Source organism: Bradyrhizobium sp. GW821-FHT13H05 (assembly GCF_058804065.1).
On sequence record NZ_JBXAPO010000005.1, the window covers coordinates 92,148 to 111,267 of the forward strand.

Consider the following 19,120-nt stretch of genomic DNA (forward strand, 5'->3'; position numbering starts at 1 on the left):
GCCATGAAGTGGTCACTTCCCCTCGCCATGCTGCTTGCCCTGAGCCTCGCGCCAGCTGCGCGCGCGGCCAATGAGGCGGATTACAAGGCGGCCTATGCCGCCGCCGAAGCCGCCTCCAAGGAGGCCGCCGGCATGCGCAACCAATGGACCGTGACAATATCTGCGCTGGCGGCTGCCAAGAAGGCGGCCGACGGCGGCGATTTCGAGCGCGCGGTTGCGGCTTCGAAGGAGGCCGAGGCGCTGGCAAAGGCGTCGATTGTGCAGGCCACGTCTGAAAAAGAGGCCTGGAAGGCGATGGAAATCCGCTAGACTGCCGCGCAGTGGAACTGTCGAACTGCCCAGCGTAGGCGCGGAGATTTTTGGGATGGCGATCCGCCGCCGTGATTTCCTGAAGAGTGCAGGCGTTGTCGCCGCATCGCTCGGCCTGCCCCGGCTTGCGCGCGGCGCCGAGACTGCGAGCATTTACGACCTCGAGCGGTTCGGCAATGCGCGGATCCTGCACATCACCGACACGCATGCGCAGCTCAACCCGGTCTATTTCCGCGAGCCCGGCGTCAATATCGGCATCGGCGAGATGATGGGGCGACCGCCGCATCTGGTCGGGCGTGCCTTCCTGGAGCGATTCGGAATCCGGCCCGACAGCGCCGATGCCTATGCCTTCACCTGCTTCGAGTTCGAGAAGTCCGCAGGCCGCTTCGGCAAGCTCGGCGGCTTTGCTCATCTGAAGACGCTGGTCGACCGCCTGCGCGGCGATGTCGGCGAAAGAGATTCTCTGCTGGTCGATGGTGGCGATCTCTGGCAGGGCACCGGGCTTGCCAACGTCATGCAGGGCCGCGACATGGTCGAGGTCGCCAATCTGCTCGGCATCGAGGCGATGACCGGGCATTGGGAATTCACCTATGGCGAGCAGGCGCTGCGCGACAATCTGGAGCGCTTCAAGGGCGAGTTTCTGGCGCAGAACGTCTTCCTGACCGAGGAAGCCGCGTTCAACGACGCCCGCGCCTTCGACAGAGCGAGCGGGCGCGTCTTCAAGCCCTCCGTCATCAAGGAGCTCGGCGGCCATCGCGTTGCCATCGTCGGCCAGGCCTTCCCCTACGTGCCGATTGCGCATCCCAAGCGCTTCACGCCGGACTGGACCTTTGGCATCCGCGAGGAAGAGCTCCAGAAGCATGTCGATTCCTTGCGCGGCACCGACAAGGTCGATGCCGTGGTCCTGCTGTCGCACAACGGCATGGACGTCGACCTCAAGCTCGCCAGCCGTGTCACCGGCATCGACGTCATCCTCGGCGGCCACACCCATGATGCCGTGCCGCAGCCGATTGCCGTGAAGAACGCGGGCGGCACGACGCTTGTCACCAATGCCGGCTCCAACGGAAAATTTCTGGGCGTGCTCGACCTCGCCCTCGACAAGGGCAAGGTGAGCGACGTCAAATATCATCTGCTGCCGGTCTATTCGGAGCTGCTGAAGCCGGATCCTGCGATGGCCGAGCTGATCGGCCGGCTGCGCGCGCCCTACGTGACCGACTGGTCGGAGAAGATCGCGACACCGGACCGCCTGCTCTATCGCCGTGGCAATTTCTCCGGACCTGTGGACGAGCTGATCTGCACCGCGCTCCGCTCCGAGCTCGACGCCGAGATCGCGCTGTCGCCGGGCTTCCGCTGGGGTGTCACCGCGCTGTCCGGCCAGGCGCTGACCATGGAGGATGTGCTCGCGGAAACCGCGATCAGCTATCCCGAGACCTATGTGCAGGAAATGACGGGCGAGCAGATCAAGGACGTGCTCGAGGACATCTGCGACAATCTCTTCAACGCCGATCCCTATTACCAGCAGGGCGGCGACATGGTACGCGCCGGCGGGCTCAGCTACACCTGCACGCCGACGGGTGCGATCGGCGGCCGCATCTCCGAGCTGAAGCTCAACGGCGGCAAGGCGATCAGCGCCAGCCATCGCTACAGGGTCGCGGGCTGGGCCTCGGTCAACGGCCAGCAAGGTGCACCGGTGTGGGATGTGGTCGCCAAATATCTGCGCTCGGGCCGGATGTTTCAGGAGCGGCTGGGGACCGGCGTCACGCTGAAGGGCGTCGAGGACAATCCGGGCATTGCGGGATAGGGGCGGCTGGAAGCCTTTTCGCAGCACGGCGCCCCGACATACTCGGTGTCATTCCCCGCGAAAGCGGGGAATCCAGTACGCCGCAGCCCCTCCGTACCCCTCGACGCCTCTGGAATACTGGATCGCCCGCCTTCGCGGGCGATGACAGCAGTGGGTGGTCGAACGCCGTGCCCCTCACGCACAATAAAAATCTTCTAAATTTTCTTGTTCATGCAGTGGATTGCTTCTCTTTATAGTCCCGACCGTAGTAGAATCCTCGAAATCAGTTCCACGCCGGGTCTTGCCATGATCTTCCGCCAGCTCTTCGACAGCGTTTCGGGCACCTATAGCTATGTCCTCGCCAGCCGCCCCGGCGGCGAGGCGCTGATCCTCGACCCTGTATTGGAGAAGGTCGACCGCTACTGCCAATTGCTGCGCGAGCTCGACCTCAAGCTGGTGAAAGCGGTCGACACCCACCTGCACGCCGACCACGTCACCGGACTCGGCGAGTTGCGCGACCGCACCCATTGCATGACCGTGATGGGCGACCAGACCAAAGCCGACGTGGTGGCTATGCGGGTTGCCGACGGCGACAAGGTGACGATCGAGGGCCTGTCGCTCGATGTGATGTACACGCCCGGCCACACCGACGATTCCTATTCCTATCTGATGGGCGACCGCGTCTTCACCGGCGACACGCTCCTGATCCGCGGCACCGGCCGCACCGATTTCCAGAACGGCTCGTCGCGCGCGCAGTATGATTCGATCTTCAATCGCCTCCTGAAGCTGCCGGACGAGACGATGGTGTTCCCGGCGCATGATTACAAGGGCGACACCGTCTCCACCATCGGTGAGGAGAAGCGCTACAATCCGCGGCTTCAGGTGCACTCGGTCGACGAATATATCGAGCTGATGGCGAACCTGAAGCTGCCCAATCCGAAGATGATGGATGTGGCGGTGCCCGCCAACATGCATGTCGGCCTGCATCAGGAAGCGCTGGAGAAAGAGGGCCGCGCGCTCAGCGCGGTCGAGGCGATCCGCATCCTCGGCCGTCCCGACATGCTGCTGGTCGATCTGCGCGAGGGCAATGAACGGATGAAGCACGGCATGCTCGAGGGCGCGCTGCACACGCCCTACCCGTCGGTCGAGGAGAGCCTCAAGCCCGGCGGCATGCTGCGCGAGGTCGCCGCCGCCACCGGTCGCCGCATCGTGTTCTTCTGCGCCTTCGGCGAACGCTCGGCGATGGCGGTTGCGGCTGCGAAAGAGGCCGGCCTGTCCAACGCGGCGCACATTGCCGGCGGCATCGATGCCTGGAAGAAGGCGGGTGGGCCGGTGGTGCACGGCTGACGTTCATCGTTGCAGCCCTTGAGATAAGTCAGGCTGCCCACATATTTTCCGGATAGGGTCGGGTGACGCATCACCATCCGGGAACAACCATGGCCAAGACCGCCAAGCCGAGCGCGCCGCCCCAAAAGGTGGACGACAAGGCAAAAAAGCCTCCGCCGCCGCACGATCCCGACGACGATGATTACGAGGACGGCGACATGGCGACGCCGAAGCGCGACCGCTACGGCGCGGATGACGAGCCGTTGTGAGGACGACAGCGGGGATGGAGGCCCACCCGCACTAGCTGCCATGCGCCTGCGTTCATGGACAAATAACCGCTCTCCCCGATAGTTTGCCCGCCCTCAGGGAGTGAAACTACCGCAATGGTCGACGTTCTCGCCGCACCGCAACAAGGCAAGGCGGACAGCGCGCTGCGCACGCTGACGGGAATCTCGATCGCGCATTGGGTCAGCCATTTTCATCTGCTGGTCCTGCCGATGCTGTTCCCGTTCCTGAAGAGCCAGCTCGGCGTCGGCTATGTCGAGCTCGGCTTCGCGTTGACCACTCTTGCCGTCACATCGGGCCTGACCCAGGCGCCGACCGGCTATCTCGTCGACCATTTTGGCGCGCGGAAGATCCTGCTGGTCGGGCTCACGCTCGGCGGCTGCGCGCTGATCCTGCTCGGCCTGCATCTGAGCTACGCCTCGCTGATCGCCTGCGCCGTGCTGCTCGGGCTCGCCAACAGCGTCTATCACCCCGCCGATTATGCCATCCTGGCCGAGCACATGGACGAGGCGCGGATGGGCCGCGCCTTCTCGATCCACACCTTTGCCGGCTATCTCGGCGGCGCGGTGACGCCGGCGATCGTTGCCGCGCTGGTCACGGTGTCCGGCGGCACCGGTGCGCTGATCGCCTCGGGCACGATCGCAATTCTGGTGGCGCTGCTGCTGGTGGTCATGGGCATCCCCGAGGCCGGCGCACACAAGAAAAAGCCGGGCAACGAGAATGCGCCAAAACAGGCCGTCATCACGCCGGCGCTGATCACGCTGACCGCGCTGTTCATGCTGCTCAGCCTGTCGGTCGCCGGCATCAACAATTTCGGCGTGGTGGCGCTGATGAGCGGCTACGGAACGTCCTATTCGGTCGCCAACGTCGCACTCACCGCCTTCCTCGGCTGTAGCGCCGCCGGCGTGCTCGCGGGCGGCTTCCTCGCCGACCACACCGAGCGCCACGGCTATGTCGCCGCGGCCTGCTTCGCCGCGAACGCGATGATCGTGCTGCTGATCGCGCTGGTGACATTGCCGGGCTGGGCGCTCACCGCCACGATGGCGACCGCAGGCTTCCTCTCCGGCGTGATCGCGCCCTCGCGCGACATGCTGGTTCGCAACGCCGCACCTGCCGGCGCTGCGGGGCGCGCCTTCGGCATCGTCTCCACCGGATTCAATCTCGGCGGCATCGTCTCACCGCTGCTGTTCGGCTGGATCATGGACCAGAGCGCGCCGCACTGGGTGTTCGGCGCCTCCGTGATCTTCATGCTGGCCACCGTGGTGCTGTCGCCGTTCACGGAGCGGAAGCCAGCAAGCTAGGGCCGCGATGCAACCCTGAACGCACTTCGCCGCGGTTGACACTGCGCCGGCGCATCTGAAAATGCGCCCAAGCAAAACAACAAACCGGGAAGAAGCACCATGGGCACCCCTGATCTCGTGATCCGCGGCGGCACTGTCGCGGACGGAAGCGGCGGCGAGCTGTTCGAGGCTGATGTCGCCATCACCGGCGGCAGGATCAGCGAGGTTGGCAAGGTCTCAGCGAAAGGCAACGAAGAGATCGACGCGCGCGGAAAACTCGTGACGCCGGGCTTTGTCGACGTTCACACCCATTATGACGGCCAGGTCACCTGGAGCCAGGACATCACGCCGTCCTCGCAGAACGGCGTTACCACCGCGATCATGGGCAATTGCGGCGTCGGCTTTGCGCCGTGCAAGCCCGCCGACCACACCCGCCTGATCCAGCTGATGGAAGGCGTCGAGGACATTCCCGAGCCTGTCCTGAGCGCCGGCATTCCCTGGGCCTGGGAGAGCTTTCCGGATTACATGAACTGGCTCTCCAGGCGCGATTTCGACATCGACGTCGGCGCGCAGCTGCCGCATGCGGCGCTGCGGGTCTATGTCATGGGCGAGCGCGGCGCCCGCCGCGATCCCTCGACGGCCGATGACAATGCGGCGATGGCGAAGCTCGCGGGCGAGGCGGTACGATCAGGCGCGCTCGGCTTCTCGACCTCGCGCACGCTCAACCACCGCACCTCGACCGGCGATTTCACGCCCACACTGAAGGCCGGCGAGGACGAGCTCACCGCGATAGCAGGTGCGATGCATCGCGAAGGCCGCAGCGTGCTGCAATTCGTGCTGGATCTCTCCACGCTCCACGAAGATCTGCCGATGATGCTGCGGGTGGCGGACAGCACAAAATGCCCGATCTCGTTCTCGATCACGCAGAACGACAAGGCGCCAGACCGCTGGCGCCAGACGCTGGACGAAATCAACGCGGCGACGAAACGCGGCCTTTCCATCACAGCACAGATCGCCGCACGTCCCGTCGGCCTGCTGCTCGGGCTGGAGCTATCGCGCAATCCGTTCCAGACCCATCCGAGCTACAAGGCGATCGCGCATCTGCCGTTGAAAGAGCGCCTGGCGCGGCTGCATCAGAGCGACGTGCGCAAGGCGATTTTGAGCGAGACCGCGACCGCGACCGACGATCCGCTGTTCTTCCGTCCCAACTACGACAAGATGTTCCTGCTCGGCGATCCCCCCGACTACGAGCAGCCGCCGGAGAACGCGCTGGGCCCGCAGGCACGCAGGCAGGGCCGACAGCCGGAGGAGCTCGCCTACGACGCGATGCTGTCGGACCACGGCCGCGGCATGCTCTACGTGCCGTTCCTCAACTATGCCGACGGCAACCTCGATGCGACCCGCGAGATGCTGATCGATCCGCAATCGGTGCCGGGCCTGTCCGACGGCGGCGCCCATTGCGGCATCATCTGCGATGCGAGCTTCCCGACCTATCTCCTGACGCACTGGACCCGTGACCGCACGCGCGGCGAGAAGCTGACGATCCCGTTCGTGGTCGCGGCGCAGTCGCGCAAGACCGCACTCTCGGTCGGTCTCACCGATCGCGGGCTGATCGCGCCCGGCTACAAGGCCGACGTGAACGTGATCGACTACGACAAGCTGCATCTGCATCCGCCGAAGGTGCATTACGATCTGCCCGTGGGCGGGCGGCGGCTGTTGCAGGATGTCGACGGCTATGAGGCGACGATCGTGTCGGGCGTGGTGACGCGGCGGCACGGCGAGGCAACGGGACGCCGGCCGGGAAAGCTGGTGCGAGGCGCGCAGGGGGTGAATTAGGCCACGACAGCTTCTTGCTTACCCTCCCCTGGAGAGGGAGGGTAAGAGAGCAATCGCGCGCCGCCCTTACGTCGGCGACACCGCGCCCTTCAGCGGCGCGGCCTGCGGCGCCGCACCGCGGCTCAGCCTGGCCTTTTCCGTGTTCGGCCACAGCAGCAGCAGGCCGATGACACCGGAGCCTACCATCACCACCGCATTGATGGTGAAGCCGGTCATGTAGCCGTCGACCATGTTGCCGGCGCGCTGGATCACGGTGCCCATCACGTTCGGCGCGATGATGCCCGAAAGCGTGTAGAGCGCGCCGTAGATCGCGATGACCGCGCCGCGCTGCGAGGCCGGGGTGAACTCGCCGAGCATCGGCGGGCAGACCACGTAGATCGCGCCGCACAGGCCGGAGCCGACGACGAGCAGCGCGATCTGGAGACCTGCGCCCGCGACATGCGGCATCGTGGCCAGGATCAGGCCGCCGATGATCAGCGGCACCGAGCCGAGCACGCCGCGCGAAATGCGCGTGGTGTAGCCGCGCGCCATCATCACCTGCGAGATCCAGCCCGTGAGGATGACGATTGTCGCGCCGAACACCCAGGGCAGGATCGAGACGAAGCCGGCCTGGCTCTGCGAGAAGCCGAGCCCCTTGACGATGAAGGGCGTGAACCAGGTGAGGCCGAGCGACAGCGCCCAATAGGCACCGAAGGTCGCGACCACGCAGCCGACAAAGGTGCGCGAGGTCAGGAGCTGAAAATAGGGGATCTTGGGCTCAGTGGCGGCGAGGACCTGCGTGTCCTCGAGCGGGCCTTCCTTGCCGAACGTCAGCCAGGCACAAACCCAGATCAGGCCGACGATGCCGAGCGCGCCGAAGGCGTAGTGCCAGGAGTGATTGACGATGACCCAGTTCAGCGCGGGCACCGCGAGAATGACACCGAAGGCCGAGCCCTGCGACAGGATCGCGGTCGGCAGCGTGCGCTTCTCGTCCGGGAACCATTTGTAGATGGCGTGCGCGGCGACCGAGAAAGCCGGGCCTTCGCCCGCACCGAGCACGATGCGGCAGATCAGCAGCGTGGTGAAAGAGACCGTGCCGACCATCGGGAACTGCGCCAGCGCCCAGATCACCGCCAAGGTCAGCAGCACCCAGCGCGTCGGCACCTTGTTGACGATGAAGCCGACCACGATGGCCGAGATCGAGAACAGGAAGAAGAACGAGGACCCGAGCAGGCCGAATTGCTCGGCGTCGAGCTTCAGGTCGGTCATGATCGGCACGCCGGCGAGACCGACGACGATCTTGTCCGCGAAGTTCACCACCATGAAGAGAAAGAGGAGAAAAGTGACGGTCCATGCGCCCTTCGGCGTTGCCTTGGATATCCCTGCCGTCGTAGCCGCTGCGGACAGCGTTCCCTGAGCGCTCATCATTCTCCCCGTATGTCTTTTTGTCGGCACGTTTTGATTTGGCCGTCCTGGGAGCTAACAACGGCTTGAACGGCAACGCAACCCCGGCTTTTCCGCAGTAAGTGTGCTACGCAGCATTTCCGTCAATTCCGTGTGGCGCGATTGAGTCTTGCTAAATATCCGAACCCTCTCGAAAACCTTTTCCTCGGCCGGCGAGCCGGTCCATGTGCTGCGCGGCGTCGACCTCGACCTCAGGGCCGGCGAAAGGGTCGCGCTGACCGGTGAATCCGGCAGCGGCAAGAGCACGCTGCTGCACCTGATCGCGGGGTTAGATGCCGCCGACGGCGGATCGATCCGGCTGGGGGAGACCGAGGTCACCAAGCTGTCGGACGCGGGGCGCGCGGAACTTCGGCGCGACCGGATCGGCCTGGTGTTCCAGCAGTTCAACCTGATCCCGAGCCTGTCCGTCGCGGACAATCTGGTCTTCCAGGCGCGGATTGCCGGCCGGCATGATGCGGCCTGGTCCCAGGAGCTGACTGAGCGGCTCGGGCTCGGCGACCTGCTCAAGCGTTATCCCGAGCAATTATCAGGCGGCCAGCAGCAACGGGTCGCGATCGGCCGGGCGCTGGCAACAAAGCCATCACTGCTGCTCGCGGACGAGCCGACCGGCAATCTCGACGAGGCGACCGCCGAGGACGTGCTGGCGCTGACGCGTGACCTCGTCGCGCGCACCGGCTGTGGCTTCCTGATGGTGACGCACAGCCTGTATCTGGCCGGCACGCTCGACCGGCATCTTACTCTGCATGCGGGGCGGATCGCATGAGGCGCGCGCTGTGGGTGCTCGCGGTGCTCCTGAGCCATTGGCGGCGACACAGGATGCAGTTCGCGACGCTGCTGATCGGGCTGATCGCGGCGACCGCGCTGTGGAGCGGCGTGCAGGCGATCAACCAGCAGGCCCGCAACGCCTATGACCGTGCGGCGGCAACGTTTGGTGGTGTGCGCACGGCGATGCTGGTGGCGCCGAACGCGGCAACCTTCCCGCAAGAGCTGTTCGTCAAGCTGAGGCGCGCCGGCTGGCCGGTGTCGCCGGTGCTGGAGGGACGCGTCCAGGTCAACGGACGCTCGGTACGGCTGCTGGGCATCGAGCCGGTGACGATGCCGGCCGATGTCGGCAACGCGCCGCGCCTCGGTGCCTCGGATCTAAGCAGCTTTGTTGCGCCTCCCGGCCAGACATTGGTGGCGCGTGAGACGCTGACCGATTTGCAGGAGAGCGAAGGCGCGGCGCCGCCGATCAGCAGCGGCGCAAAGCTGCCGCCGCTGCGGGTGCTGCCGCAGCTCGTGCCTGAGGTGCTCGTCGTCGACATCGGCGTGGCGCAGCTTCTGCTGAACAAGCCGGATCAGGTGTCGCGCCTTTTGATCGGCAAGCCGAAGGGCAAGCCGGCGCCGCTGGCCAGTATCGTTGGCGAGCAGTTGCAGCGGATCGAGCCGAACGCGGAGACGGAGCTGGAGCGTCTCACCGACAGTTTTCATCTCAACCTCACCGCATTCGGCCTGCTGTCGTTCTTCGTCGGCCTCTTCATCGTCAATTCGGCCGTGGGCCTTGCCTTCGAGCAGCGGCTGCCGATGCTGCGGACGTTGCGGGCCTGCGGTGCGTCCGCGCGACTGGTCAATACGGTGCTGGTGATCGAGCTGGTGGCGTTGGCGCTGGTCGCAGGATTGATCGGGCTCGTCTGCGGCTATTTCATCGCGGCGGCGTTGCTGCCGGATGTGGCGGCGTCGCTGCGCGGGCTCTATGGCGCGCAGATCCCGGGACAGCTCACGCTCCAGCCTGAATGGTGGCTTGCCGGCATCGGCATCAGCATTGCGGGTGCACTTGTTGCGGCGGCCACCAGCCTGATCAAGGCGATCCGAATGCCGGTGCTGGCAACCGCGCAGCCATATGCCTGGCAGCAGCGGCAGCGCCGCTGGCTGATCCTGCAAAGCCTCGCGGCCTGTGCCGTGTTCGCGGTCGCGCTGCTGCTGCTCCAATACGGGCAATCGCTGATCGCGGGCTTTGGCGTGCTGGCGGCACTGATGCTGGGCGCAGCATTGATCCTGCCGGCGTTCCTCGAGATCATCCTGCTCGTCGGCCAGCGCACCGCGCGCGGGCCGCTCGCGCTGTGGTTCTGGGCGGACAGCCGGCAGCAGCTCTCGGGGTTGTCACTGGCGCTGATGGCGCTGCTGCTTGCGCTTGCCGTCAATGTCGGCGTTTCGACCATGGTGGAAACCTTCAGCCGCACTTTTGTCGGCTGGCTCAACGGACGGCTGGCGGCCGACGTCTACATCAGCGCCTCCGACAATGCACAAGGCGTCGCGATCCGGAACTGGCTGAAGGAGCGCAGCGAGGTGCAAGCCATCCTGTCGGGCGGACGCGCCGAAACGCAAGTTCAAGGGCAGCCGGTGGAGTTGCTCGGCCTGCCCGATCACGCGCTCTATCGCGAGCGATGGCCGCTGCTGGAGACAGCGCCGCACGCCTGGACCCAGCTTGTGCCGGGCAATGCCGCCTTCATCAGCGAGCAGCTGAGCCGCCGCCTCAACGTTCGCGTCGGTGACGTCATCGAAGTGCCGGCACCGGGCGGGGCCTGGGAGCTCGACATCGTCGGCATCTATGCCGATTACGGCAACCCCAAGGGACAGCTCGCCGTGAATGTCGCGGCGCTGATCCGGCACTTTCCGCAGACGCCGCAGACGCGGATCGGGCTGATCGTCGCGCGCGACAAGATTCCGGGCTTGATCGCAGCGTTGCAGAAGCAATTTGCGCTCGACGACCGCAGCGTCGCCGACCAGGCGACCGTAAAGGCGGAATCGATCCGCATCTTCAACCGCACCTTTGCGGTGACCTCGGCGCTGAACGCGTTCACGCTCGGCGTCGCCGGCATTGCGCTTTTGACCAGCCTCCTGACCCTGGCGAATTCCCGCCTGCCGCAACTGGCACCGCTCTGGGCGATCGGCATCACGCGGCCGCGCCTTGCGGCGATCGAGCTGACCAAGACGCTGTCGGTTGCGCTGTTCACGTCGCTGCTGGCGGTGCCGCTCGGGCTGCTGGTGGCGTGGTGCCTGATCGCGATCGTCAATGTGAAGGCGTTCGGCTGGCGGCTGCCGTTCCATGTATTTCCGCTGCAGCTGGTTGAGCTGGTCGCGGTCGCGCTGGTTGCCTCACTGCTTGCGGCGTTGCTGCCGATGGTGCGGCTGGCGCGAATGCAGCCGGCAAACCTCGTCAAGGTATTTGCCAATGAGCGCTGACAAGATCTCGCGGCGCGCCTTCGCCGGCGGCATCGCTGCACTCGCTCTCGCGCGCCGCGCGAGCGCGCAAGGCTATGCCGGGCTTGGCGAGACCGCAGATGGCTTTGCGAAGGTCACGCCGGGGAAGACGTTCGACTTCCCTGGAGATCACGGACCGCATCCGGAATTTCGCATCGAGTGGTGGTATCTCACGGCGAATCTCGTCGATGCCAGCGGCGCGGCTTGCGGCCTGCAATGGACGCTGTTCCGCCAGGCGGCGCAGCCCGGGCCGCAAGGCGAAGGCTGGGCCAACCAGCAGATCTGGATGGCGCATGCCGCGGTGACGCGCGCCGACACCCACCGCTTCAACGAGGTGTTTTCGCGCGGCGGCATTGGACAGGCCGGCGTCACGGCAAAGCCGTTCGCGGCGTGGATCGACGATTGGGAGATGAAGGGGTTTGAGCGCACCGACGATCGCACTTTGGCGCCGCTGGCGCTGAAGGCCTCGGCGACCGACTTCAGCTACGCACTCACGCTGGAGGCGGATCGCCCGGTGGTGCTGCAAGGTGATCGCGGCTTCAGCCGCAAGTCAGAACGCGGACAAGCGTCCTACTATTACAGCCAGCCGTTCTACCGCGCACGTGGCACGCTCACCATTGACGACAAGCCGGTCGAGGTCTCGGGGCAAGCCTGGATGGACCGGGAATGGAGCAGCCAGCCACTCGATGCCGACCAGACCGGCTGGGACTGGCTGTCGCTGCATCTCGCCTCCGGCGACAAGCTGATGCTGTACCGTCTGCGCCAGAAAGACGGCAAGGACTATCCGTTCGGCAACTGGATCAGCGCTAGCGGCGACACGCAGATGATTACAGGCAACGATATCCAGATGACGCCGAAGGCGACGGCGGACGTGGCAGGCCGCAAGCTGCCGGTGGAGTGGCAGATCGCGATCCCCTCGCATTCGTTCTCGATTTCCTGCAAGCCGCTCAATCCCGGGGCCTGGATGGGAACCGGTTTCTCCTATTGGGAGGGGCCGGTCAGCTTTGCCGGCACGCATGACGGCGTTGGCTATCTCGAGCTGACCGGCTATTGAAGCCCGACCTATTTGAAGGAATCAGCGATGTATCGTCTCACCGCACTCATCACGCTGCTGGCGATCGCATTTTACTTCTTCACCATCCTGAACGTCTCGCGGTCGCGGGCCGCAACTGGCGTCAAGGTGCCGGCGACGTCGGGCCATCCTGATTTCGAGCGCGCCTTCCGTATCCAGGCGAACACGCTGGAATGGATGCCGATCTTCTTGCCGGCGCTGTGGCTGTTCGCGATCTATATCGGTGACGCCATCGCCGCCGGAATCGGCGCGGTGTGGATCATCGGCCGCATCGTCTATTTCATCGGCTATTCGAAGGCGGCGGCAAAGCGCGGCCCGGGCTTTGCAATCCAGGGCATCGCGGCGATTGCGCTGTGGGCGGGGGCGTTGGGCGCGGTGGTGTTACGGCTGGTGTAGAGAGACGCGGCATCACGCATACTCGCGTCCCGGGCGCGGTGCAGCGTGTAACGCTGCGCCGCTGAACCGGGACCCAGTCCGGCCGCGACCTGTGAAGAAGAGTGGGTCCCGGCTCTGCGCAGCAGCGTTTCACGCTGCAGCGCGTCCGGGACAGGAGAGGCCTATTTCGTCAGCGGGCAACCGCTGTCCTTGGCCGCGAAGAACGCCTTGTCGCCGGGGACGGTGGCGAGCAGCTTGTAATAGTCCCAGGGCTTCTTCGATTCCGACGGCTTCTTGACCTCGAACAGATACATGTCGTGGACCATGCGGCCGTTCTCGAGCACCTTGCCGCCCTGTGCGAAATCATCGTCGACCGGCAGCTCCTTCAGCTTCTTGGCGACCGCATCCGGATCCTTGGTGCCGGCGGCCTTGACCGCCTTGAGATAGCTCAGCGTCGCCGAATAGGTGCCGGCCTGAATCATGTTCGGCATCCGCCCGGTGCGCTTGAGAAAACGTTCGCCGAGATTGCGCGAGCGGTCATTGACGTCCCAATAATAGCCCTCGGTCAGCACCAGGCCTTGCGCCGCCTGCAAGCCGAGGCCGTTCACCTCGGCGAGCGTCATCAGGAGCCCTGCGAGCTTCTGGCCGCCGGAGACGATGCCGAACTCCGAGGCCTGCTTGATCGAGTTGGTGGTGTCGAGGCCGGCATTGGCGAGCCCGACGATCTTCGCCTTCGAGCTCTGCGCCTGCAGCAGGAAGGAGGAGAAGTCCGATGAGTTGAGCGGTACGCGCACCGAGCCGACCACCTTGCCGCCATTGGCGGTGACGATCTCGCTGGTGTCCTTCTCCAGCGCGTAGCCGAAGGCGTAGTCGGCGGTGAGGAAGAACCAGGTATCGCCGCCGGCCTTGGTCAGCGCACCGCCGGTGCCGACGCCGAGCGCGCGGGTGTCATAGGCCCAGTGGAAGCCATAGGGCTGGCAGGCATCGCCTGTCAGCCGCGAGGTCGCGGCGCCGACGACGATGTCGATCTTCTTCTTTTCCTTGGACAGCTCATGGATCGCGAGCGCCACCGAGGAGGTCGTCAGCTCCGTGATCATGTCGACGTTCTCGACGTCGTACCAGCGCCGCGCGATCGAAGTGGCGAGATCCGGCTTGTTCTGGTGGTCGGCGGTAACGAGTTCGACCTTCTGGCCCAGCACCTCACCGCCAAAATCCTCGATCGCCATCTTGGCGGCTTCGACCGACCATTTGCCGCCGTAATCGGCATAGACGCCAGACTGGTCGTTGAGGATGCCGATCTTGACGCCTTGTCCCGTTCCTTGCGCGAAAGCCGGCGCTGCCAGCAGCAGGGCCGAGGTTGCGACAGCGGCCAAAAGGGCTGATTTCATGTGTTGGCTCCCAGCAGCTTTCTGTTTTGAAATCGCGCGGATAGTAGTGAAGAACCCCGCGCATGCCCATCCATTTCGGCGTAGGCCGTTAGTATGGGCGCGGCCTTTTGGTGATGCATGGTCCTGGCTTTCGCCAGGACCATGCTGTGGACGCATCAAGCCGCCATCTCCGGCTTCTTCCCCTCGTTCCGCCCTTCGGCCAGGTTCCGCACCACCACGTAGAAGATCGGTGTGAATAGAAGGCCGAACAGGGTGACGCCGATCATGCCGAAGAACACGGCGACGCCGACGGCCTGTCGCATCTCCGAGCCGGAGCCGGACGAGATCACCAGCGGCAGCACGCCGAGGATGAAGGCGAAGGACGTCATCAGGATCGGCCGCAGGCGCAACCGGCAGGCGTCGATCACGGCCTCCAGCCGTGGCTTGCCTTCCTTCTCGATGTCGCGCGCGAACTCGACGATCAGGATCGCGTTCTTCGCTGCCAGCCCCACCAGCACGACAAAGCCGATCTGGGTGAGGATGTTGACGTCCTGGCCCATGATGCGCACGCCGATGGTGGCGGCGAGCAGGCACATCGGCACGATCAGGATCACCGCGAACGGCAAGGTCCAGCTGCCATATTGCGCGGCGAGCACGAGATAGACGAACAGCACGCAGATCGGGAACACCAGCAGGCCCGCATTGCCGCCGGTGATTTGCTGGTAGGAGAGGTCGGTCCATTCGAAGCTGAAGCCGCTCGGCAAGGTATCGTCCGCGAGCTTCTTGACGGTGTTGAGCGCCGTGGTCGAGCTTACGCCCGGCGCCGGCTCGCCCTGGAGCTCGGATGCTGCATAGAGATTGTAGCGCGCGACGCGGTCAGGGCCGGAAACATCCTTGAAGTCGACCACGCTGCCGAGCATGACCATGTCGCCGGAGGCGTTGCGCGTGCGCAGCCGCGACAGATCGCTCGGCTCCTTGCGGAACGGAAAATCGGCCTGCGCGGTGACGTGATAGGTACGGCCGAACAGGTTGAAGTCGTTGACATAGGTCGATCCGAAATAGGTCTGGATCGTGTCGTTGATGTTGGCGATCGGCACCCCGAGCTTCTGCGCCTTGGTGCGGTCGATGTCGACGAACAGCTGCGGCGTGTTGGCCGAGAACGGCGAGAACACCGTCGGAGCGAGCAGCAAGGGCGATTTGCGCGCCGCGGCGACGAGCTCGTCGGTGGCCGCGGCGAGCAGCTCAGGCCCGCGACCCTGGCGGTCCTGGATGCGGATGGTGAAACCGCCGCCGGTGCCGATGCCGGGCACGGCCGGCGGCGGAATCACGATGATAAAGGCGCCCTGGATCGCGGCCAGGCGCTTGCGCAGCTCGACCGTGATGGCGTTCGCGGACAATCCCTTCTTCATCCGCGCCTCGGGCTCGTCGAACACCGGAAACAGCGCCGCCGCGTTGCCGGCCTGCGTGCGCGTGGCGCCGGAGAAGCCGGCGAAAGCGGCGACGCGGATGATGCCCGGTGTATCCAGCGAGATCCGCTCGATCTCGCGCACGACTTCCGTGGTCCGCGCGAGCGAGGCCGCGCCGGGCAATTGCACTGATATGATGACGTAGCCGCGATCTTGCGCCGGGATGAAGCCCTGCGGCGTGGTCGCGATCAGCCAGCCGGCGCTGCCGATCAGCACGACGTAGATCAGGATCATCACCACCGAATGCCGGATGACGAAATTGGCCACGCCGGCATAGCCATGCGCCAGCCGGTCGAACACGCGGTTGAAGGCGCCGGTGAAGGCGTTCCAGCCGCGCGCAATGATGTTCCAGGCGGCCGGCGGCCTCTTCTCCTCGTGCGGCGTGAGAATCAACGAGGCCAGCGCCGGTGACAGCGTCAGCGAGCAGAAGCAGGAGATCGCGGTCGCGACCGCAATGGTGACGGCGAATTGCTGGAAGAACTGCCCGGAAATACCTCCGATGAATGCCGTCGGCACGAACACCGCGCACAGCACCAGCGCGATCGAGACCAGCGCGCCGCCGACCTCTTCCATGGTCTTGAGCGCGGCATCGCGCCGGCTCAGGCCGTGCTCGAGATGCCGTTCGACATTCTCGACCACGACGATGGCATCGTCGACCACGATGCCGACCGCGAGCACGAGGCCGAACAGCGTGAGATTGTTGATGGAGAAGCCGAGCGCCGCCATCACCGCAAAGGTGCCGACCAGCGAGACCGGGATTGCGATGATCGGAATGATCGCGGGCCGCCAGCCCTGCAAAAACACCAACACCACGATGACCACGAGCAGCATGGCCTCGTAGATGGTCTTGATCAGCTCGTGGACCGACTGCGCGATGAACTCGGTCGGGTTGTAGCCGATGTTGTAGTCCAGCCCCTTCGGAAAGCTCTCCTTCAGCTTCGTCATGGTGTCGGAGATGTTCTTTGCCGTCGCCAGCGCATTCGAGCCGGGCCGCTGGGTCACCAGCATCGCGACCGCCGATTTTCGCAGCAGGAAGCTGTTGGTCGAGTACGCGAGGGCACCGAGCTCGATCCGGGCGACGTCGCGCAGCCGCACCGTGCGGCCGTCGGAGCCAGCCTTGATCAGGATGTCCTCGAACTGCCTCTGATCCTTCAGGCGCCCGGTGAAAACCAGGTTCGGCTGGAAGGCACGATCGGCGATCGGCGGCTCGGCGATCTGGCCGCCCGCGATCTGCACGTTCTGGGCACGGATCGCGGCCAGTACCTCGGTCGAGGTCAGGCCGAGATTGGCGATGCGGTCAGGATCGAGCCAGAGCCGCATCGAATAATCGCGGGCGCCGAAGATCTGGATGTCGCCGACGCCGTCGATGCGCAGCAGCTGGTCGCGGACCTGGAGCAGCGCGTAGTTGGAGATGTAGAGCTGGTCGAAGGTGTCGTCGGGCGACAGCATGAACACGACCATCAGGATGTCGGGCGAGTTCTTGCGGGTGACGACGCCGTTGCGCTGGACTTCATCCGGCAATTGCGGCTGCGCGATCGCGACGCGGTTCTGCACCAGCACCTGGGCCTTGTCGAGGTCGGTGCCGAGCTTGAAGGTGACCGTGATCGTCAATTGGCCGTTCGAGGTCGCCTGGCTGTAGAGATACAGCATGTCCTCGACGCCGTTGATCTGCTGCTCGATGGGAGCGGCGACCGTGTCGGACACGGTTTGCGCCGAGGCGCCGGGATATTGCGTGGTGACGACGACGGTCGGCGGCACCACTTGCGGATATTCGGACACCGGCAGCGTGGTGTAGGCGAGCGCGCCGACGATCAGCAGCACGATGGACAGCACCATCGCCAGGATGGGCTGGTTGATGGAGAGACGGCCAAGATTCATGACTTGCCACCGGCCGGCGCGGGTGCCGTCTGCGGGGCGACCTTGGCGCCGACGCGGGCGCGCTGAATGCCGTTGACGATGACGCGATCCTCCGGCTTCAGCCCTTCGCGGATCACGCGGAGGCCCTCATCAAGCGGCCCGAGCACGACGGGACGGGCCTCGACAGTGTCGTCAGGCTTCACCACGAACACGATCTTGCGGGACTGGTCGGTCGCGACTGCGACATCGGGGATCAGCAGCGCCTCATAGGGCGCGCTGCCGATCAGGCGCACGCGGCCGAACTGGCCGGGCAGGATCGAGAGGTCGGTGTTCTTGACCACGGCGCGGCTGCGCAGCGTGCCGGTGGAGACGTCGAGCCTGTTGTCGAGGAAGTTGATGGCGCCCTCGTGCGACGGCTTGGTTTCGCCGGCGAGCGTCACCTGCACCGGGTTCGCGGTGTCGCGCGAGCTGGGGCGCTTACCCTCGAACCACAGCTTGCTGTATTTGATGAAGGTCGTCTCATCCATGTCGAAATAGACGTAGATCGGATCGAGCGCGACGATCGAGGTCAGCAGCGTCGAGGTGCCGGTGTCACTGCCTTGCACGAGATTGCCGGGGCTGACGAGATGGCGGCTGACGCGGCCGGTAAGCGGCGCGGTCACGTGGGTGAATTCGATATTCAGTCTTGCGGCCTTGAGCGCGCCCTCGGCCTGCACTTCGGCGGCGTGGGCGGCCTGCAAGGCCTGGCGGCGCTGGTCGACCACCTGCTCGGAGACGGCGCTGGTCTGCACCAGGTTGAGGCCGCGGTCGAGTTCGCGCTTGGCAAGCTCCACCTTGGCGCGCGCATCGGAAAGCTGGCCGTCGGCCTGCTCGGCCACCGCCTCGAACGGACGCGGGTCGATGACGTAAAGCAGATCGCCCTGATGCACGATCGCGCCGTCCTGGAACTCGACGGAGTTGACGAAGCCGCCGACGCGCGGGCGCACCTGCACCTCCTCGACCGCCTCGAAGCGGCCGGTGAACTCGTCCCAATCGGTGACGGTGCGCTTGACCGGCTGGGCGACCGTCACTGGCGCCGGCGGGGGAGCGCCCGCTTGCGAGGTCGGCTGTCCGCAACCGGTGAGCGCGAATGCCGCGGCGAGAAGGCCGACGATGCCATAGTGGCTCGGCTGACCGAAATCGTGCGTTCTGACAAATTGCTCGCTTCCGTCCGGTCCACTCATCCCAGGTCCTCGCATCAAAGCCGCAGAAAACGCAGGGTACGCGTTTACCCGCGGGCGCCACAAGATGGGTTGAGATGATGAACTCTTCAAGACCAAAGCACGCGCAATGCTCGGCGGGATGCCCTAACCGGATGACGGATTGACAGGGAGAGAGTTAGGTTTGGACGCCGACCGTTCTTCGCCTCTCCCCGCGTGCGGGGAGAGGCCGGAGCGCATCGCAGGACGCGATCCGGGTGAGGGGGACTCTCCGCGAATCCAGCT

General features: G+C 65.2%; 14 protein-coding genes. 10 read left to right on the forward strand and 4 right to left on the reverse strand.

Annotation, left to right across the window (positions count from 1 at the left end):
* Positions 1 to 3: 3 nt before the first annotated feature.
* From AC1RR3_RS17235 to AC1RR3_RS17260, 6 genes are all read left to right on the forward strand, one after another.
* A complete protein-coding gene (locus AC1RR3_RS17235; RefSeq protein WP_492824732.1) occupies positions 4 to 309 on the forward strand; it encodes a hypothetical protein in 306 nt (101 codons plus the stop codon).
* 55 nt (positions 310 to 364) lie between these two features.
* Positions 365 to 2,110 carry a thiosulfohydrolase SoxB gene (soxB, locus tag AC1RR3_RS17240; RefSeq protein WP_492824310.1) on the forward strand — a complete coding sequence of 582 codons (1,746 nt, stop codon included), beginning with the start codon at positions 365 to 367 and terminating at the stop codon, positions 2,108 to 2,110.
* Between the two features lie 285 nt (positions 2,111 to 2,395).
* Entirely contained in the window at positions 2,396 to 3,436 is a 1,041-nt protein-coding gene (locus tag AC1RR3_RS17245) for an MBL fold metallo-hydrolase (RefSeq protein ID WP_492824311.1), read from the forward strand.
* An 89-nt stretch (positions 3,437 to 3,525) separates the two neighbouring features.
* A complete protein-coding gene (locus AC1RR3_RS17250) occupies positions 3,526 to 3,684 on the forward strand; it encodes a hypothetical protein (protein ID WP_492824312.1) in 159 nt (52 codons plus the stop codon).
* Positions 3,685 to 3,798: 114 nt separating this feature from the next.
* Complete coding sequence (locus tag AC1RR3_RS17255) at positions 3,799 to 5,001, forward strand: MFS transporter (protein WP_492824313.1); 1,203 nt, start codon at positions 3,799 to 3,801, stop codon at positions 4,999 to 5,001.
* Between the two features lie 99 nt (positions 5,002 to 5,100).
* The gene (locus AC1RR3_RS17260) at positions 5,101 to 6,816 is read left to right on the forward strand and encodes an N-acyl-D-amino-acid deacylase family protein (protein WP_492824314.1); all 1,716 of its coding nucleotides are present in this window, start codon (positions 5,101 to 5,103) and stop codon (positions 6,814 to 6,816) included.
* Positions 6,817 to 6,882: 66 nt separating this feature from the next.
* Here the strand turns inward: AC1RR3_RS17260 and AC1RR3_RS17265 are convergent, their stop codons facing one another.
* Positions 6,883 to 8,220, reverse strand: coding sequence for an MFS transporter (locus AC1RR3_RS17265; protein ID WP_492824315.1), 1,338 nt, complete (start codon positions 8,218 to 8,220; stop codon positions 6,883 to 6,885).
* Positions 8,221 to 8,368: 148 nt separating this feature from the next.
* On the opposite strand from AC1RR3_RS17265, the gene AC1RR3_RS17270 reads away from it, so the two are divergent.
* The 4 genes from AC1RR3_RS17270 to AC1RR3_RS17285 are packed head-to-tail and all read left to right on the forward strand — an operon-like array spanning position 8,369 to position 12,967.
* Positions 8,369 to 9,022 (forward strand): ABC transporter ATP-binding protein, encoded by a 654-nt coding sequence (locus tag AC1RR3_RS17270; RefSeq protein WP_492824316.1) that lies wholly within the window; start codon positions 8,369 to 8,371, stop codon positions 9,020 to 9,022.
* Positions 9,019 to 11,481, forward strand: coding sequence for an ABC transporter permease (locus tag AC1RR3_RS17275; RefSeq protein WP_492824317.1), 2,463 nt, complete (start codon positions 9,019 to 9,021; stop codon positions 11,479 to 11,481). The genes AC1RR3_RS17270 and AC1RR3_RS17275 overlap by 4 nt, the downstream gene beginning before the upstream one ends.
* On the forward strand, positions 11,471 to 12,553 hold the full coding sequence (locus tag AC1RR3_RS17280; RefSeq protein ID WP_492824318.1) for a lipocalin-like domain-containing protein: 1,083 nt from the start codon (positions 11,471 to 11,473) through the stop codon (positions 12,551 to 12,553). Before AC1RR3_RS17275 ends, AC1RR3_RS17280 begins: the two co-directional genes overlap by 11 nt.
* Before the next feature lie 27 nt (positions 12,554 to 12,580).
* The gene (locus AC1RR3_RS17285) at positions 12,581 to 12,967 is read left to right on the forward strand and encodes an MAPEG family protein (protein ID WP_492824319.1); all 387 of its coding nucleotides are present in this window, start codon (positions 12,581 to 12,583) and stop codon (positions 12,965 to 12,967) included.
* 161 nt (positions 12,968 to 13,128) lie between these two features.
* Here the strand turns inward: AC1RR3_RS17285 and AC1RR3_RS17290 are convergent, their stop codons facing one another.
* From AC1RR3_RS17290 to AC1RR3_RS17300, 3 genes are all read right to left on the reverse strand, one after another.
* Positions 13,129 to 14,334, reverse strand: coding sequence for an ABC transporter substrate-binding protein (locus AC1RR3_RS17290; protein WP_492824320.1), 1,206 nt, complete (start codon positions 14,332 to 14,334; stop codon positions 13,129 to 13,131).
* Positions 14,335 to 14,489: 155 nt separating this feature from the next.
* On the reverse strand, positions 14,490 to 17,657 hold the full coding sequence (locus tag AC1RR3_RS17295) for an efflux RND transporter permease subunit (RefSeq protein WP_492824321.1): 3,168 nt from the start codon (positions 17,655 to 17,657) through the stop codon (positions 14,490 to 14,492).
* Positions 17,654 to 18,859 carry an efflux RND transporter periplasmic adaptor subunit gene (locus AC1RR3_RS17300; protein WP_492824322.1) on the reverse strand — a complete coding sequence of 402 codons (1,206 nt, stop codon included), beginning with the start codon at positions 18,857 to 18,859 and terminating at the stop codon, positions 17,654 to 17,656. Before AC1RR3_RS17300 ends, AC1RR3_RS17295 begins: the two co-directional genes overlap by 4 nt.
* Positions 18,860 to 19,120 lie beyond the last annotated feature (261 nt).

Excerpts from the sequence above, each read along its gene's own strand:
- AC1RR3_RS17235 (WP_492824732.1), top strand. The coding sequence starts at position 4 with ATGAAGTGGTCACTTCCCCTCGCCATGCTGCTTGCCCTGAGCCTCGCG.
- soxB (WP_492824310.1), top strand. The coding sequence starts at position 365 with ATGGCGATCCGCCGCCGTGATTTCCTGAAGAGTGCAGGCGTTGTCGCC.
- AC1RR3_RS17245 (WP_492824311.1), top strand. The coding sequence starts at position 2,396 with ATGATCTTCCGCCAGCTCTTCGACAGCGTTTCGGGCACCTATAGCTAT.
- AC1RR3_RS17250 (WP_492824312.1), top strand. The coding sequence starts at position 3,526 with ATGGCCAAGACCGCCAAGCCGAGCGCGCCGCCCCAAAAGGTGGACGAC.
- AC1RR3_RS17255 (WP_492824313.1), top strand. The coding sequence starts at position 3,799 with ATGGTCGACGTTCTCGCCGCACCGCAACAAGGCAAGGCGGACAGCGCG.
- AC1RR3_RS17260 (WP_492824314.1), top strand. The coding sequence starts at position 5,101 with ATGGGCACCCCTGATCTCGTGATCCGCGGCGGCACTGTCGCGGACGGA.
- AC1RR3_RS17265 (WP_492824315.1), bottom strand. The coding sequence starts at position 8,220 with ATGAGCGCTCAGGGAACGCTGTCCGCAGCGGCTACGACGGCAGGGATA.
- AC1RR3_RS17275 (WP_492824317.1), top strand. The coding sequence starts at position 9,019 with ATGAGGCGCGCGCTGTGGGTGCTCGCGGTGCTCCTGAGCCATTGGCGG.
- AC1RR3_RS17280 (WP_492824318.1), top strand. The coding sequence starts at position 11,471 with ATGAGCGCTGACAAGATCTCGCGGCGCGCCTTCGCCGGCGGCATCGCT.
- AC1RR3_RS17285 (WP_492824319.1), top strand. The coding sequence starts at position 12,581 with ATGTATCGTCTCACCGCACTCATCACGCTGCTGGCGATCGCATTTTAC.
- AC1RR3_RS17290 (WP_492824320.1), bottom strand. The coding sequence starts at position 14,334 with ATGAAATCAGCCCTTTTGGCCGCTGTCGCAACCTCGGCCCTGCTGCTG.
- AC1RR3_RS17295 (WP_492824321.1), bottom strand. The coding sequence starts at position 17,657 with ATGAATCTTGGCCGTCTCTCCATCAACCAGCCCATCCTGGCGATGGTG.
- AC1RR3_RS17300 (WP_492824322.1), bottom strand. The coding sequence starts at position 18,859 with ATGAGTGGACCGGACGGAAGCGAGCAATTTGTCAGAACGCACGATTTC.